General features: G+C 46.2%; 12 protein-coding genes and 4 tRNA genes. 15 read left to right on the forward strand and 1 reads right to left on the reverse strand.

The annotated features are described in order from the left end of the window. Nucleotides 1-261: 261 nt before the first annotated feature. Together murB and birA are read left to right on the forward strand one after the other, a co-directional pair. Nucleotides 262-1,287, forward strand: coding sequence for a UDP-N-acetylmuramate dehydrogenase (murB, locus tag FW758_RS19045; protein WP_446446229.1), 1,026 nt, complete (start codon nucleotides 262-264; stop codon nucleotides 1,285-1,287). Continuing rightward, a complete protein-coding gene (gene birA, locus FW758_RS19050; protein ID WP_446446230.1) occupies nucleotides 1,280-2,239 on the forward strand; it encodes a bifunctional biotin--[acetyl-CoA-carboxylase] ligase/biotin operon repressor BirA in 960 nt (319 codons plus the stop codon). Before murB ends, birA begins: the two co-directional genes overlap by 8 nt. A gap of 27 nt (nucleotides 2,240-2,266) precedes the next feature. Here the strand turns inward: birA and coaA are convergent, their stop codons facing one another. Beyond that, nucleotides 2,267-3,217, reverse strand: coding sequence for a type I pantothenate kinase (coaA, locus tag FW758_RS19055; RefSeq protein ID WP_107949768.1), 951 nt, complete (start codon nucleotides 3,215-3,217; stop codon nucleotides 2,267-2,269). A 235-nt stretch (nucleotides 3,218-3,452) separates the two neighbouring features. Here coaA and FW758_RS19060 point away from each other — a divergent pair. From FW758_RS19060 to rpoC, 13 genes are all read left to right on the forward strand, one after another. Next, nucleotides 3,453-3,528, forward strand: a tRNA-Thr gene (locus FW758_RS19060). A gap of 8 nt (nucleotides 3,529-3,536) precedes the next feature. Next, a tRNA-Tyr gene (locus FW758_RS19065) sits at nucleotides 3,537-3,621 on the forward strand. 37 nt (nucleotides 3,622-3,658) lie between these two features. Next, nucleotides 3,659-3,732: transfer RNA gene (locus tag FW758_RS19070), tRNA-Gly, on the forward strand. Between the two features lie 8 nt (nucleotides 3,733-3,740). Next, a tRNA-Thr gene (locus tag FW758_RS19075) sits at nucleotides 3,741-3,816 on the forward strand. A 117-nt stretch (nucleotides 3,817-3,933) separates the two neighbouring features. Beyond that, nucleotides 3,934-5,118 (forward strand): elongation factor Tu, encoded by a 1,185-nt coding sequence (tuf, locus tag FW758_RS19080; protein WP_006087508.1) that lies wholly within the window; start codon nucleotides 3,934-3,936, stop codon nucleotides 5,116-5,118. A gap of 264 nt (nucleotides 5,119-5,382) precedes the next feature. Next, a complete protein-coding gene (gene secE / locus FW758_RS19085; protein ID WP_006083613.1) occupies nucleotides 5,383-5,754 on the forward strand; it encodes a preprotein translocase subunit SecE in 372 nt (123 codons plus the stop codon). A gap of 9 nt (nucleotides 5,755-5,763) precedes the next feature. Further along, nucleotides 5,764-6,315, forward strand: coding sequence for a transcription termination/antitermination protein NusG (gene nusG / locus FW758_RS19090; protein WP_006083612.1), 552 nt, complete (start codon nucleotides 5,764-5,766; stop codon nucleotides 6,313-6,315). 127 nt (nucleotides 6,316-6,442) lie between these two features. Then, on the forward strand, nucleotides 6,443-6,871 hold the full coding sequence (gene rplK, locus FW758_RS19095) for a 50S ribosomal protein L11 (RefSeq protein WP_006083611.1): 429 nt from the start codon (nucleotides 6,443-6,445) through the stop codon (nucleotides 6,869-6,871). 4 nt (nucleotides 6,872-6,875) lie between these two features. Beyond that, nucleotides 6,876-7,577 carry a 50S ribosomal protein L1 gene (gene rplA, locus FW758_RS19100; RefSeq protein WP_006083610.1) on the forward strand — a complete coding sequence of 234 codons (702 nt, stop codon included), beginning with the start codon at nucleotides 6,876-6,878 and terminating at the stop codon, nucleotides 7,575-7,577. Between the two features lie 268 nt (nucleotides 7,578-7,845). Beyond that, complete coding sequence (gene rplJ, locus FW758_RS19105) at nucleotides 7,846-8,346, forward strand: 50S ribosomal protein L10 (RefSeq protein WP_006083609.1); 501 nt, start codon at nucleotides 7,846-7,848, stop codon at nucleotides 8,344-8,346. A 54-nt stretch (nucleotides 8,347-8,400) separates the two neighbouring features. Continuing rightward, a complete protein-coding gene (gene rplL / locus FW758_RS19110) occupies nucleotides 8,401-8,766 on the forward strand; it encodes a 50S ribosomal protein L7/L12 (RefSeq protein WP_006083608.1) in 366 nt (121 codons plus the stop codon). 243 nt (nucleotides 8,767-9,009) lie between these two features. Continuing rightward, nucleotides 9,010-13,041, forward strand: a complete 4,032-nt coding sequence (gene rpoB, locus FW758_RS19115) for a DNA-directed RNA polymerase subunit beta (protein WP_446446231.1) — start codon at nucleotides 9,010-9,012, stop codon at nucleotides 13,039-13,041. 84 nt (nucleotides 13,042-13,125) lie between these two features. Continuing rightward, nucleotides 13,126-17,343 (forward strand): DNA-directed RNA polymerase subunit beta', encoded by a 4,218-nt coding sequence (gene rpoC, locus FW758_RS19120; protein ID WP_006083606.1) that lies wholly within the window; start codon nucleotides 13,126-13,128, stop codon nucleotides 17,341-17,343. Nucleotides 17,344-17,423: the final 80 nt, after the last annotated feature.

A 17,423-nucleotide genomic window follows, 5' to 3' on the forward strand; every position in this document is an offset into this window, starting at 1 on the left:
AACGCAAACGCGCCGATGGTAGTGTGGGGTCTCCCCATGTGAGAGTAGGTCATCGCCAAGCGCATAATTATCTCATTGAGATGTAACGAAGCCAGCTGAATAAGCTGGCTTTTTTGCGTCTGCAATTTGTGAAATTCAGCGTAATTTTTCGCCTAAATACCCACTCCACGATGACTATTTCATCAATACGTGTCCTCCGCGTTAGCTGCAATCCTCGCTTTTAGCAGTTACAATGTGTTTTTGTCGTCATTGATCAAACACATGTCTCTAACTCATAGCCTTAAATCGTTTAATTCCTTTGGTTTAGCCCAGTCTTGCGCCGCTCTTGTTGAGGCGCACTCAAAAGAAGCTGTTCAGGCGATGTGTTTACCACTATGGCAACAGCAATTGCCTATGTTGGTGCTTGGTGGCGGTAGCAATCTGGTCTTCACTGAGGACTTTAACGGTACAGTTGTCAGGATTTTATCGAAGGGGATAAAAGTATCTGAAGACGCAGAAGCGTTTTATCTCGAGATTGAGGCGGGTGAGAATTGGCACGAGTTAATTCAGTTTACGCTCGAGCATGGCATGTTTGGGTTGGAGAATATGGCGTTAATTCCTGGAACGGTTGGCGCAGCACCTATCCAGAATATTGGCGCTTATGGTGTTGAACTCTGTGATGTGTGTGATTGGGTTGAGTATCTTGATTTACCCTCAGGCGAGTTTGTGCGTATAAGCACAGCTGAGTGTCAGTTTGCTTACCGTGAATCTATTTTCAAAGACAAATTACGCAATCTTGCCGTAGTGACAGCAGTCGGACTGCGCTTAGCTAAACGTTGGCAACCGCGTTTGGTCTATGGTCCATTGCAATCGTTTGATCCTGCAACCGTCACTGCGCGTGAGATCTTTGATCGCGTATGCCAAGTGCGCAGTGAAAAGCTCCCCGATCCTGCTGTGCTCGGCAATGCAGGCAGTTTCTTTAAAAATCCTATTGTTAGCGCGGCCTGTTATCTAGATTTAGCACAGCGTTTTCCGACGATAGTGGGTTACGCACAAGCGGATGCGACGGTGAAATTGGCGGCAGGTTGGTTGATTGAACAAGCGGGACTGAAAGGTTTTGTGCTTGGTAATGCTGCTGTGCATGACAAACAAGCTTTGGTATTAGTGAATCGAGGCGGGGCTACGGGGCGCGATATTTGTCGCTTAGCGCTGCATGTTATTGCGCAAGTACAGGATAAATTTGGTGTTGTGCTAGAAGCTGAACCTAGAATCATGGGCGCTAACGGTGAAGGAGATTTGTATGTCTGATAATTGGGGAAGAAAGCGCCAGATATTAGCGTTATTGTCTAGCGGTCAATTTGTTTCAGGCGAGCAGTTAGCCACTGAACTTGGGATTTCGCGCGCCGCTGTAAATAATCACATTGATGCGTTAGAAACCTATGGCGTAGCAATTTTTAGCGTTAAAGGTCGCGGCTATAAGCTAGCCAATCCCATCTCTTTGATTGATGCTTCACGTTTAGTGCAGTCAATTGATAACCGTTGTTTTTATTTTGATGAGATCGCAAGCACCAACGGCTTTATGCTGAGCCATACCACTGAGCTAAAGAATGGCGATGTGTGCGTGGCAGAGTATCAATCTGCAGGTCGCGGTCGCCGAGGTCGCACTTGGGTGTCGCCCTATGGGCATCACCTGTACTTCTCATTGTTTTGGACATTCCCGCAGGGAATGGCACAAGCCATGGGTCTAAGTTTAGTGGTGGCGTGCACTCTAGTTGAAGTGCTTAAATCGTTTGGGGTCGAGAATATTGGGGTTAAGTGGCCGAATGATATCTATTTGGATAACAAGAAGCTTGCCGGGATCTTGATTGAAATGTCGGGACAGGCGGATAGTCAGTGTCAGCTGATCATTGGTGTTGGCGTTAATATGGCGATGTCAGAGGAGCAAGGCAAAGGTATCGATCAGCCTTGGAGTGACCTGTCAGATTTGGTTGATATGCCAGATAAGACTGCGCTTGTTATCGAATTACAGAAGCAACTGAAGCGCGATATCCAGCTATTTGAACGTGAAGGATTAGCGGCATTCAAGGCTCGTTGGCAAGCGGCAGACTTATTTTATGGTCGTGAAATACGTTTGCTTATGGGGGAAAAGTCTGTCGAAGGGATTTGTCGCGGTGTTGATGAGCAGGGTGCGGTATTGCTCGAAACCGCCGACGGTGTGCAAGCATTTATCGGCGGTGAAATTAGCTTAAGGGCACGCTAAGCACCCAAGAGACTATTTTATAGAAGACTATTTGCGCATCAGTACGTGGGACATCAAATGATCCTGACCTTTCTGTAGGATCAAATGCGCCCTTTCACGGGTCGGTTGTATATTCAATTGCAGGTTGGGACCGTTAATCGTGTCCCAAATATTGGCGGCAATGGTATTGGCTTCATCATCGGTTAGCGACGAATAATGATGAAAATATGATTTCTTGTCACTGAAGGCGCCAGAGCGGAATTGCAAGAAGCGTTCTTTATACCATTGCTTAAGTAACGGCTCTTCCGCATCGACATAAATAGAAAAGTCGACAAAATCGGAGACAAAAGGACGACGGGTATCGACGGGGGAGTCTAGCCCAGTCTGCAGTACATTCAAGCCTTCCAAAATTAAGATGTCTGGCTGAGAAACGGTTTGGTGCTGATTCTTAACACGGTCATAGGTGACGTGTGAATAGATAGGGGCTTTAACATGGGGTTGGCCAGATTTCACTGCCGAGATAAACTCAACCAGCATTTTCATATCGTAGCTTTCCGGAAATCCCTTACGTTGTAACAACCCTTTACGTTTCAAGTCTGCCAGCGGATACAAAAAGCCATCCGTGGTCACCAGATCGACCTTAGGGTGCTCAGGCCAATGCTGTAGCAAGGCTTGCAATATACGCGCTGTGGTACTTTTGCCGACGGCGACACTGCCAGCAATACTAATGATGTAAGGGCTTTTTGATGGCTTTTGGCCAAGGAACTCATCAACGACTAAGCCACGTTGTTGCTTAGCTTTAACTATTAGATTGAGCAGCCGACTAAGGGGAAGATAAATATCTGTGACTTCCGATAAGGATATCTTCTCATTAATGCCTCTAAGGTTTTCCAAGTCTTGCTCGCTCAGCGTCAGCGGCACGGAATCTCGTAACTCAGACCATTGCAGGCGCTCAAAGGCGAGATAGAGTGCTTTTTGAATTGAATTTTTAGAAGTCATTGGCTTTCCTCAGCTTAGGAAAGGCACAGTACACTATGGAATTATTCGGAACAATACTAAATGGGTGATTGCAGCCGTGTTTCCGTTACCGTTTGATGTATTCGCTGTTTAATTGGTCGGCAAACTTGGATAACGTGTAAAAAAACACCGTTCGAGCGCTTTTTTTACGTAAATAGGTGTTTTTTACTTGCACTTGAGAGCGCATTTACCTAATATCCCGTTCCGAAATGATAATGCCGGCATAGCTCAGTTGGTAGAGCAACTGACTTGTAATCAGTAGGTCCCGAGTTCGACTCTTGGTGCCGGCACCATTTTCTGTGGAGGGGTTCCCGAGTGGCCAAAGGGATCAGACTGTAAATCTGACGGCTCAGCCTTCGAAGGTTCGAATCCTTCTCCCTCCACCACTTTTTCTAGGTAGTTAGGTAGCCTTAGTTAGGTTGCGCGGACATCGTATAATGGTATTACTCCAGCCTTCCAAGCTGATAACGCGGGTTCGATTCCCGCTGTCCGCTCCAAATTAGTTGCTGATATGGCTCAGTTGGTAGAGCACACCCTTGGTAAGGGTGAGGTCGGCAGTTCGAATCTGCCTATCAGCACCAGCCTCTCTAAATTTAGCTCCTACGCCTAAACATAATCGGTTCGATGTCATTTTAATGCATCGGATTTTTTCTATATGTTAGTTTTCATCACCAAGATTCTTGGACTGAGGCATTACCATGGCTAAAGCTAAATTTGAACGTATTAAGCCCCATGTAAACGTGGGCACCATTGGTCACGTTGACCATGGTAAAACCACACTGACTGCAGCTATCTCTCACGTACTGGCTAAGACCTACGGTGGCGAAGCTAAAGACTTCTCTCAAATCGATAACGCTCCAGAAGAGCGTGAGCGCGGTATTACAATCAATACCTCTCACATCGAATACGATACTCCAACTCGCCACTACGCACACGTAGACTGCCCAGGCCATGCTGACTATGTTAAAAACATGATCACTGGTGCTGCACAGATGGACGGCGCGATTTTAGTAGTTGCTTCTACAGACGGTCCAATGCCACAGACTCGTGAGCACATCCTGCTTTCTCGTCAGGTTGGCGTACCGTACATCATCGTGTTCATGAACAAATGTGACATGGTAGATGACGAAGAATTACTGGAATTGGTAGAAATGGAAGTTCGTGAACTTCTGTCAGAATACGATTTCCCAGGTGATGACTTACCAGTAATCCAAGGTTCAGCTCTGAAGGCACTAGAAGGCCAACCAGAGTGGGAAGCTAAGATTATCGAACTGGCTAACGCACTGGATTCTTACATTCCAGAACCACAACGTGACATCGATAAGCCGTTCCTACTGCCAATCGAAGACGTATTCTCAATCTCTGGCCGTGGTACTGTAGTAACTGGCCGTGTTGAGCGTGGTATTGTTAAAGTGGGTGACGAAGTTGAAATCGTTGGTGTTCGCACTACGACTAAAACAACGTGTACTGGCGTAGAAATGTTCCGTAAGCTGCTTGACGAAGGTCGTGCAGGTGAGAACTGTGGTGTGTTATTACGTGGTACTAAGCGTGATGACGTAGAACGTGGTCAAGTATTGGCTAAACCAGGTTCAATCAACCCACACACCACTTTTGAATCAGAAGTTTATGTTCTGTCAAAAGAAGAAGGCGGACGTCACACTCCATTCTTCAAAGGCTACCGTCCACAGTTCTACTTCCGTACAACTGACGTAACCGGTACTATCGAACTGCCAGAAGGCGTAGAGATGGTAATGCCTGGCGACAACATCAAAATGGTAGTTACTCTGATTTGCCCAATCGCGATGGACGAAGGTTTACGCTTCGCAATCCGTGAAGGTGGTCGTACAGTAGGCGCTGGTGTAGTAGCTAAAATCATTGCTTAATAGCGATAGAGATTAGTTTGAAAAGGAAGCTTCGGCTTCCTTTTTTGTTTAAGTGGATTATTTCATAGGTTTTGTGGTTTGCATGGGATTCGCATCCTTGCTTACAAAGTCGAATAAGAATACAATCTATGGCCGATTTTTGACCCTGAGCTTATGCTATTTTGCGTTTCTAAGGGTGTTCGGAAATGCAGAGTATGATGTGGGAATTATGCCCGTCAATTAATGTGCTCTAAGCTCAGGCCGTATTGAGTAACGGAAAAACCGATGACAACAAATACTGAAAACCAGAACAATTCTCTGGATATCGTGAAGTGGGGTTTAGTGATTGTATTGCTAGCCGCTGCTGTTATTGGCAATCAAATGTATAGCGAAGCCAGTGCCGTCATACGTGCGCTTAGTGTTATCGTTGCATTCGCTATTGCTGGTTTTATTGCGCTCCAGACTGTAAAAGGTAAAAAAGCGTTAGCTTTTGCCCGTGAAGCGCATATCGAAGTGCGCAAGGTTGTATGGCCGACGCGTCAAGAAGCGCTAAACACCACTTTTATTGTCCTTGCAGCAACAGGTATCTTAGCTCTTATCCTTTGGGGTATGGATGCTGTGTTAATGCGAATTGTCAATTTTATCACTGGCGTATAGGCACCTCGAATGACTGAAGCTAAAGAAGCTAAAAAAAGATGGTATGTAGTGCAGGCATTCTCAGGCTATGAAGGCCGAGTTTGTAAGTCACTGATTGAATACATTAAGATGCACGGCATGGAAGAATACTTCGGTGAAGTATTGGTTCCGACTGAAGAAGTCATTGAAATGCGTGCAGGTCAGCGTCGCAAGAGCGAACGTAAATTTTTCCCTGGCTATGTGTTAGTCCAGATGGAAATGAACGATGACAGCTGGCATTTAGTCAAAAGCATCCCGCGTGTTTTAGGCTTTATTGGCGGAACGTCTGATCGTCCTGCCCCAATTTCAGATAAAGAAGCGGATGCAATTCTGCGTCGCTTACAAGAAACGACAGCGTCACCGACTCATAGAACCATATTTGAGCCAGGTGAATTGGTTCGTGTGTGTGATGGTCCATTTGCTGACTTTAACGGTACCGTTGAAGAAGTGGATTATGACAAGAGCCGCGTAAAAGTATCAGTAATGATCTTTGGTCGTTCTACGCCTGTTGAACTTGATTTCAGTCAAGTTGAAAAAGGCTGATTAAATAAAATACAAAATCCGTTTGGCAACGGGGGCGAATTTCTATATAATTCGTCCCCGTTGTTTTCGGGGGAGCACGTCAGCATGTCGCTGATGCGCGTTTGAACCCAAACTGAGGAAATGTCAGATGGCAAAGAAGATTGATGCTTATATTAAGCTACAAGTAAAATCAGGTTCTGCGAACCCGTCACCACCAGTTGGTCCAGCTTTGGGTCAAAAAGGTGTGAACATCATGGAATTCTGTAAAGCGTTTAACGCCCGTACAGAAAAAATGGAAAAAGGCATGCCTATTCCAGTCGTGATCACTGTATACAGTGACCGTTCATTCACTTTTGAAACCAAGACTTCTCCAGCGTCTTACTTACTGAAGACTGCTGCAGGCCTGAAATCAGGTTCTCCACGTCCAAACACTCAGAAAGTGGGTACTATCGCTCGCGCTAAAGTTCAAGAAATTGCTGAACTGAAAGCTGCCGATATGACTGGTGCTGACATTGAAGCGATGACTCGCTCAATCGAAGGTACTGCGCGTTCAATGGGTTTGGTTGTAGAGGATTAATATAATGGCAAAGCTAACTAAACGCATGCGCGTAATTCGCGAGAAAGTTGACGGTACTAAAAGCTACGATATCAACGAAGCTGTTGCTCTGTTAAAAGAATTAGCAACTGCAAAATTCGTTGAAAGTGTAGACGTAGCAGTTAACCTGGGTATCGACCCACGTAAATCTGACCAAAACGTTCGTGGTGCAACAGTGTTGCCACACGGTACTGGTCGTGACGTTCGCGTTGCAGTATTTACACAAGGTGCAAATGCTGAAGCTGCTAAAGCAGCTGGCGCTGAGCTAGTTGGTATGGATGATCTGGCTGAGAAAATCAAAGCCGGTGAAATGAACTTTGACGTGGTTATCGCATCTCCAGATGCAATGCGCGTTGTTGGTATGTTAGGTCAAATCTTAGGCCCACGTGGTTTAATGCCTAACCCTAAAACAGGTACAGTAACGCCAAACGTTGCTGAAGCTGTTAAGAATGCCAAGGCTGGTCAAGTTCGTTACCGTAACGACAAGAACGGTATTATCCACACTACTATCGGTAAAGTGGATTTCACACCAGTTCAATTGAAAGAAAACTTGGAAGCGTTAGTGTCAGCACTGAAAAAGGCTAAGCCTGCAGTTGCTAAAGGCATTTTCGTGAAAAAGATCAGCATCTCTACCACTATGGGTGCAGGTGTTGCAGTTGATCAAGCTACGCTTGAAACAACCGTATAATTTTACAAAGCGCGTGCATTAGTCTATAATGCGCGCACTTTGTGGGTTGAAGCCTGTTTTATCTTCCGTTTAAGCGGTGTTTAACTCAGGTTTCCGTCCAAGACCGCAGGTGTTTTTTGTAAAAATAACTTAATTTCCTGCGTAGACGGTGTCAGGCCCCAGCTAAATTTTTTTACTGGATAATCTGCACCGTAAGTCACTAAATACATAAGTATTTAGTATGGTAAATACTAGGGAATACCCTAGGTAGAATCCAGGAGTAAAGCCAATGGCATTAAGACTCGAAGACAAAAAAGCGATTGTTGCTGAAGTCAACGAAGCTGCCAAAGGTGCGCTATCTGCAGTTGCCGCTGATTCTCGCGGTGTGACTGTAGGTGCTATGACCGGTCTGCGTAAAAAAGCTCGCGAAGCTGGTGTATATGTACGTGTAGTACGTAACACATTGGCTCGTCGTGCTGTTGAAGGTACTGCTTTTGAGTGCCTAGCAGAGACGTTCACTGGCCCAACTTTGATCGCTTTTTCTTTAGAGCACCCAGGTGCTGCAGCACGTCTGTTAAAAGACTTTGCTAAAGAACAAGCTAACTTCGAAGTTAAAGGCGCAGCCTTTGAAGGGAATTTCATCCCTGCAGCTGAAATTGATCGTTTGGCGAAACTGCCAACATACGAAGAAGCACTAGCTCAGTTAATGATGACTATGAAAGAAGCATCTGCTGGCAAGTTCGTTCGTACACTGGCCGCCCTGCGCGATCAAAAACAAGAAGCCGCTTAATTTCAAGCTGGCTGCTTAATAAAATTGAATTCAGAACAATAGGAAACATTTGTTATGTCTATCACTAAAGACCAAATCTTAGAAGCCTTTGCAGCTATGTCTGTAATGGAAGTTGTTGAACTAATTGAAGCAATGGAAGAGAAGTTCGGCGTTTCTGCTGCTGCTGCTGTTGTTTCTGGCGGTGCTGAAGCTGCTGTTGTTGAAGAACAAACAGAATTCAACGTAGTTCTGACTGCTCACGGCGACAACAAAGTTGCTGTTATTAAAGCAATCCGTGGCGCAACAGGTTTAGGCCTGAAAGAAGCTAAAGCTATGTCTGAAGCTGCTCCAGTAGCAGTTAAAGAAGGCGTTTCTAAAGAAGAAGCTGAAGCTCTGAAGAAAGAACTTACTGAAGCTGGTGCTTCTGTAGAAATCAAGTAAGCTATTATTTAGCTTGCTCACCCAAGCCACTTGGGTGGAGGCTGGCGGTTTTTTAACCGTCGGCCTTTTTTGCGCTATATGCGCTGGCGATTTTTTTTCACCGTTTGTCGCCAAATTTTGCAGTCCCTAGCAGAGATTACTGGTTAGGTTCTTGCCATCAACGGTGATGGGCAAACGTGCTGAATTTTAATAACTTAAGTTATTTATTCAGTCTTGGTCACATCTCGTAAGCAGAGGAAACCCATGGTTTACTCCTATTCTGAAAAGAAGCGTATTCGCAAAGACTTTGGTAAGCGTCCAAAAGTTTTGGATATCCCTTATTTATTGTCTATCCAGCTAGACTCTTTTAAGAAGTTCACCGATCAAGATCCTACCGGTGAGCGCGGTTTAGAAGCCGCCTTCCGTAGCGTTTTTCCCATCAAGAGCTTTTCTGGTAATTCAGAACTGCAATACGTCAGCTATAAGCTTGGCGAGCCTGTTTTTGATGTGAAAGAGTGTCAGATCCGTGGTGTTACGTACTCAGCTCCACTACGCGTTAAATTACGCATGGTGTTGTATGACCGTGAAGCAGCGGCGGGCACAGTAAAAGATATTAAAGAACAAGAAGTCTACATGGGTGATATCCCATTGATGACGGATAACGGTACTTTTGTTATCAATGGTACTGAGCGTGTAATCGTCTCTCAATTACATCGTTCTCCAGGCGTGTTCTTTGATCATGACCGTGGTAAAACCCACTCATCAGGTAAGGTGCTGTATAACGCACGTATTATTCCTTACCGTGGTTCATGGCTTGACTTTGAATTCGATCCTAAAGATGCACTATTTGTGCGTATTGACCGTCGCCGCAAATTGCCTGCGACCATCATGTTACGTGCATTAGAATATTCTACTCAAGAGATCCTCGATCTGTTCTTTGAACGCGTTGAGTTCAAGATCAAGAAAGATACTCTGGTTATGGCTTTGGTTCCTGAGCGTCTACGTGGCGAAACTGCCAGCTATGACATCAAGGATGCTGAAGGTTCTGTATTGGTTGAAGCCGGTCGTCGTATCACTGCGCGCCACATTCGCCAATTAGAAAAAACCAATACCACCGAGCTCGAAGTGCCAGTTGAATATATCGTGGGCAAATATGCTGCTCAAGATTATATCGATCCGGACACGGGTGAAGTTTTAGTCTCTGCCAACAGCGAAATTAGCCTAGAAGATCTGGCTAAATTATCATTGGCCGGTATTAAAGAACTCAGCACGTTGTATATCAACGAGCTAGATCATGGTGCTTATATTTCAGATACGCTGCGTATCGATTCAACCACTAACCGCTTAGAAGCGCTGGTTGAGATCTATCGTATGATGCGTCCTGGCGAGCCACCAACCAAAGATGCTGCCGAAGCACTATTCCAGAACTTGTTCTTCAGTGAAGAGCGTTATGACCTGTCTAAAGTCGGTCGTATGAAGTTCAACCGTCGTCTCAGCATTCCTGATGACGAAGGTCGCGGTGTATTGTCTAAAGAAGACATCGTCGCGGTAATGAAGAACATCATTCATATCCGTAACGGTTTCGACGAAGTCGATGATATCGATCACTTAGGCAACCGTCGTATTCGTAGCGTCGGTGAAATGGCTGAAAACCAATTCCGCGTAGGTTTAGTCCGTGTTGAGCGCGCCGTGCGTGAACGTCTATCTTTAGGCGATCTGAACGAGCTGATGCCACAAGACTTGATCAACGCTAAGCCAATTTCTGCTGCAGTGAAAGAGTTCTTCGGTTCTTCTCAGCTATCACAATTCATGGACCAAAACAACCCGCTATCAGAAGTAACGCATAAGCGTCGTATTTCTGCTCTTGGCCCCGGTGGTTTGACTCGTGAACGTGCAGGCTTCGAAGTCCGCGACGTACATCCAACGCATTATGGTCGTTTATGTCCAATTGAGACCCCTGAAGGTCCAAACATTGGTCTAATCAACTCATTAGCAAGCTTTGCCCGTACTAACTCTTACGGCTTCCTAGAAACGCCATACCGCAAGGTGATTGACGGCGTGATTACTGACGAAGTGGAATACTTGTCAGCAATCGAAGAAGGTCGTTATGTGATTGCACAGGCGAACATTGAAGTTGATGCGAACGGTCGTATGGCAGAAGAGCAAATTGCTTGTCGTCATAAAGGTGAATCTACCTTTATGCGCGCTGCTGACATCCAGTATATGGACGTTTCGCCACAACAGATCATTTCTGTTGCTGCGTCGCTCATCCCGTTCTTAGAACACGATGATGCTAACCGTGCATTGATGGGTGCGAACATGCAACGTCAAGCCGTACCAACACTGCGCTCTGAAAAGCCGCTAGTAGGTACTGGTATTGAACGTACTCTTGCTGTTGACTCAGGTGTTGTGGTTGTTGCTAAGCGTGGTGGTTTTGTAGACTACGTTGATGCGAGCCGTATCGTTGTTAAGGTAAATGAAGATGAGCTACGCCCAGGCGAAGCCGGTATCGACATTTATAACCTGACTAAGTACACCCGTTCTAACCAAAACACTTGTATCAACCAACGTCCTTGTTGTTCAGTTGGTGAGCCAGTGGTTCGCGGTGACGTGTTAGCAGACGGTCCGTCTACTGACTTAGGTGACTTAGCCCTTGGCCAGAACATGCGTATCGCGTTCATGCCTTGGAACGGTTACAACTTCGAAGATTCGATCTTAATTTCTGAGCGCGTAGCGCAAGAAGACCGCTTCACCACTATCCATATTCAGGAGCTGTCTTGTATTGCTCGTGATACTAAGTTGGGTAGCGAAGAAATCACGGCTGATATTCCAAACGTAGGTGAGTCTGCTCTGTCGAAACTCGACGAGTCAGGTATCGTTTACATTGGTGCAGAAGTGAAGGGCGGCGATATTCTGGTTGGTAAAGTGACGCCAAAAGGCGAAACACAGCTAACGCCAGAAGAGAAGTTATTGCGAGCTATCTTCGGTGAAAAAGCGTCTGACGTTAAAGACAGTTCACTGCGTGTACCTAACTCTGTTAAGGGTACTATCATCGACGTTCAGGTATTTACCCGTGACGGCGTTGAGAAAGACAAGCGTGCAGTTGAAATCGAAGAGATGCACATCGCCCAAGCTCGTAAAGACTTAGGCGAAGAGTTCAAGATCCTTGAAGAAGGTGTATTGAGCCGTGCGCGTAACTTGTTAATCGGTGCTGGTTTCACTGACGCGCAAATTGCTGCCTTGCCACGTAAAGATGTTTTGATTCAAGTCATTGACGATGAAACTAAACAAACTGAACTTGAGCAATTGGCTGAACAGCATGAAGAGCTGAAAGCTGACTTCGATAAGAAGTTTGAAATCAAACGTCGCAAGATCACCCAAGGTGATGACTTGGCTCCAGGCGTACTCAAGATCGTTAAGGTTTACTTAGCGGTTAAGCGTACTATCCAACCTGGTGACAAGATGGCGGGTCGTCACGGTAACAAGGGTGTTATCTCTAAGATTTGCCCAATCGAAGACATGCCGTATGACGAACAAGGTAACCCAGTAGACATCGTATTGAACCCACTAGGTGTTCCATCACGTATGAACATTGGTCAGGTACTTGAAGTCCATATGGGCGCCGCTGCCAAAGGTATTGGTAACAAGATCACTGCGATGCTTGAAGAACAGCGTGAGCTGGCTGAAGTTCGTGGCTACATCAAACAAGTTTATGAATTAGGTGACGAAGTGCAACAGCGCGTCGATATCGATTCATTCACCGATGATGAAGTATTACGTCTTGCGACTAACCTGAAAGGCGGTATCCCGATTGCAACTCCTGCATTCGATGGTGCTAAAGAGAAAGAGATCAAGCAGATGCTTGAACTTGCAGGTTTGCCAACCTCTGGTCAGTTGAAGTTGTTTGATGGTCGTACCGGTAACGAATTTGAGCGTCAAGTAACTGTTGGTTACATGTACATGCTCAAACTGAACCACTTAGTTGATGACAAGATGCACGCCCGTTCTACCGGTTCGTACAGCTTAGTGACTCAACAACCACTGGGCGGTAAAGCTCAGTTCGGTGGTCAGCGTTTCGGTGAGATGGAAGTGTGGGCACTAGAAGCATACGGTGCCGCTTATACGCTTCAAGAAATGCTCACTGTTAAATCGGATGACGTTAACGGTCGTACTCAGATGTATAAGAACATCGTCGACGGTAACCATCAGATGCAACCTGGCATGCCAGAGTCCTTCAACGTGTTACTGAAGGAGATCCGTTCACTCGGTATTAATATCGAGTTGGATCAGGCATAAGCGCAGGCCTTTAGCCGCGTTTAGCAAACAGAATGGTGCTCCGTGCGAGCGGAGCACCCGGTTTAACTCCTTCAGGAGAGAAACGTGAAAGACTTATTAAAGTTTCTGAAACAGCAAAGCAAGACTGAAGAATTTAACGGCATCAAAATTGGTCTGGCATCGCCAGATCTGATCCGTTCTTGGTCTTTTGGTGAAGTTAAGAAGCCAGAAACCATCAACTACCGTACCTTCAAGCCTGAGCGTGAAGGTCTGTTCTGTGCGCGTATCTTTGGCCCAGTCAAAGATTACGAATGTTTGTGCGGTAAGTACAAACGTTTGAAGCACCGTGGTGTTATTTGTGAAAAGTGTGGCGTTGAAGTAACCCAAACTAAAGTACGTCGTGAGCGTATGGGTCACATCGAACTGGCTAGCCCAGTTGCGCACATTTGGTTCTTAAAATCACTACCGTCACGTATTGGCTTAATGCTGGATATGACGCTGCGTGATATCGAACGCGTACTGTATTTTGAATCATTTGTCGTGATCGAGCCTGGCATGACCAGCCTTGAACGTGGCCAAATGCTGACAGAAGAAACTTATCTGGATGCATTAGAAGAATACGGTGATGAGTTTGAAGCTAAAATGGGTGCCGAAGCAGTGCTTGAACTGTTACGTGCTATCGATTTAGCGAAAGAAATCGAACAAATGCGTGAAGAATTGCCGTCAATCAACTCTGAGACTCGTCGCAAGAAAGTGACTAAACGTCTTAAGCTGATGGAAGCATTCTACACTTCAGGCAACAAGCCTGAGTGGATGATCTTAAAAGTACTGCCTGTGTTACCACCTGACTTACGTCCGCTGGTACCGCTCGATGGCGGCCGCTTCGCGACTTCAGATCTTAACGATCTGTATCGCCGCGTGATCAACCGTAACAACCGTTTGAAGCGTCTGTTAGATTTAGCTGCGCCAGACATTATCGTACGCAACGAAAAGCGTATGTTACAAGAGTCTGTTGATGCGCTATTAGATAACGGTCGTCGTGGTCGTGCTATTACCGGTTCTAACAAACGTCCTCTGAAATCTTTGGCTGATATGATCAAAGGTAAGCAAGGTCGTTTCCGTCAGAACTTATTGGGTAAGCGCGTCGACTATTCTGGTCGTTCGGTAATTACCGTAGGTCCTACTCTACGTCTGCACCAATGTGGTCTTCCTAAGAAGATGGCACTGGAACTGTTCAAGCCATTCATCTATGGCAAGCTAGAAGGTCGTGGCTTAGCTACTACCATCAAAGCAGCTAAGAAGATGGTAGAGCGTGAAGTGGCGGAAGTATGGGACGTTCTGGATGAAGTGATCCGCGAACATCCAGTGATGCTCAACCGTGCACCAACACTGCACAGACTGGGTATCCAAGCGTTCGAACCAGTACTGATTGAAGGTAAAGCAATCCAGTTACACCCACTCGTTTGTGCGGCATACAACGCCGACTTCGACGGTGACCAAATGGCGGTACACGTACCGTTAACACTGGAAGCGCAGCTTGAAGCCCGTGCCCTGATGATGTCTACCAACAACATCCTGTCACCAGCTAACGGCGAGCCTGTTATCACACCGTCTCAAGACGTGGTATTGGGTCTGTACTACACCAGCCGTGAGCGTATTAACGGCCGTGGTGAAGGTATGGCATTTATGTCTGTTGCTGAAGTTGAAAAAGCTTACGCAACTGGCGCTGCTGAACTGCATGCCCGCGTTAAAGTACGTATCACTGAAACCATTATTGGTGACACTGGTGAACGTACTGAACAACGCCGTATCGTTGATACGACTGTGGGTCGTGCACTGCTGTCACTTATTCTGCCAGCAGGTTTGTCATTTGATCTGGTTAACCAGAACATGGGCAAAAAGCAGATCTCTAAACTGTTGAACACTTGTTATCGTCAACTGGGTCTGAAAGATACTGTTATCTTCGCTGACCAATTGATGTATACCGGTTTCCGTTTTGCAACCATTTCTGGTGCCTCTGTAGGTATCGATGACATGGTTATTCCAGACGAGAAATACACCTTAGTTGCTGATGCAGAAGCGGAAGTTCTTGAAATTCAAGAGCAATTCCAATCTGGTTTAGTAACAGCCGGTGAGCGTTACAACAAAGTTATCGATATCTGGGCAAGTGCCAACGAAAAAGTTTCTAAAGCTATGATGGAAAACCTGTCAACTGAGACAGTGATTAACCGTGATGGTGTTGAAGAGAAACAAGCCTCGTTTAACAGCATCTATATGATGGCTGACTCAGGCGCTCGTGGTAGTGCCGCACAGATCCGTCAGTTGGCGGGTATGCGTGGTCTGATGGCTAAGCCAGATGGCTCAATCATCGAAACGCCAATTACCGCTAACTTCCGTGAAGGTCTAAACGTACTCCAGTACTTTATTTCTACTCACGGTGCGCGTAAAGGTCTAGCCGATACGGCATTGAAGACAGCGAACTCGGGTTACCTGACTCGTCGTCTTGTAGACGTTGCACAAGATTTAGTGGTTATCGAAGACGATTGTGGTACTCACGAAGGTCTAACCATGAAGCCGCTGATTGAAGGTGGTGATGTGGTTGAGCCGTTACGTGAACGCGTACTGGGTCGTGTGGTTGCGCTTGATGTGTTCTATCCAGGCACTGAAGACGTACTCGCACCACGTAACACGCTACTCGACGAAGCTTGGTGTGACAAGTTAGAAGAATATTCAATCGACGAAGTGATTGTACGTTCTGTTATTTCTTGTGATACCGATTTCGGTGTGTGTGCAGCCTGTTACGGTCGTGACTTGGCTCGTGGTCATATCATTAACCACGGTGAAGCAATCGGTGTTGTGGCAGCACAATCTATCGGTGAACCAGGTACACAGTTAACGATGCGTACGTTCCACATCGGTGGTGCGGCATCAAGAGCGTCTGCAGAAAACAATGTCCAAGTGAAAAACTCGGGTTCATTGAAACTGCATAATGCTAAGCATGTTACTAACAGTGACGGCAAACTGGTTATCGTTTCTCGTTCTTCTGAACTGGCTGTTATTGACGAGCTGGGTCGTGAGAAAGAGCGTTATAAAGTGCCATACGGTACTGTGCTCGAGAAGCTAGAAGAAGCAGCTGTTGAAGCGGGCGATGTTATCGCTAACTGGGATCCACATACTCACCCAATCATTTCTGAAGTGGCGGGTAGTATCAAGTTCGTAGACATGATTGACGGTGTCACTATGACACGTCAAACAGACGAACTAACGGGTCTGTCATCAATCGTGATCCTTGACGTTGGTCAGCGTGGTACTGCGGGTAAAGAAATGCGCCCAATGATCCGTCTGCTTGGCGCTAATGGTGCTGACTTGATGATCCCTGGTACTGAAGTACCAGCACAGTACTTCTTACCTGGTAGTGCGATCGTTAACTTGGAAGATAACGCGCAAATCAACGTGGGTGACGCTTTAGCTCGTATTCCTCAGGAATCGTCTAAAACACGCGACATCACCGGTGGTCTGCCACGCGTTGCTGACTTGTTCGAAGCGCGTAAGCCAAAAGAGCCTGCTATTCTGGCGGAAATCTCTGGTACCATCTCGTTTGGTAAAGAGACCAAAGGTAAGCGTCGTTTGGTGATTACACCTGCTGATGGCGGTGATCATTATGAAGAGATGATCCCTAAGTGGCGTAACTTAAACGTGTTCGAAGGTGAAAAAGTCGAACGTGGTGAAGTTATCGCTGACGGTCCAGAAGCGGCACACGACATTCTGCGTCTTCGTGGTATCCACAATGTAGCAAACTACATTGTGAACGAAGTACAGGACGTTTACCGTCTGCAAGGCGTGAAGATCAACGATAAGCATATCGAAGTGATCATCCGTCAGATGCTGCGTAAGTGTCTTATCACTTCTGCCGGTGACACTGACTTCCTCGAAGGGGAACAAGCTGAAGTGTCACGCGTGAAGATCGCTAACCGCGAACTGATCGCCCAAGGTAAAGTGCCTGCGACCTTCGAACGTGAACTACTGGGTATTACTAAAGCATCTCTGGCAACAGAATCCTTTATCTCAGCAGCATCGTTCCAAGAAACTACGCGCGTACTGACCGAAGCCGCCGTAGGTGGTAAGAGCGATCAATTACGTGGTCTGAAAGAAAACGTTATCGTTGGCCGACTGATCCCAGCCGGTACTGGTTACGCTTATCACAAGACTCGTAATGAAGCGCGTGCGAAGAAAAACGAACCTGTAGTAGTGAATAAGATCACTGCAAGTGAAGCCGAACAGAACTTGGCCGATCTCTTAAACCTGGCTGGCAGCCAAGATTAAGTAATCAGTTTGTTATAAAAAGGCGCCTATGGCGCCTTTTTTCTTGTAATATGCCGCAAAAGTTGGCTATTTCTTGACAG

Source organism: Shewanella sp. 1180_01, from assembly GCF_052850535.1.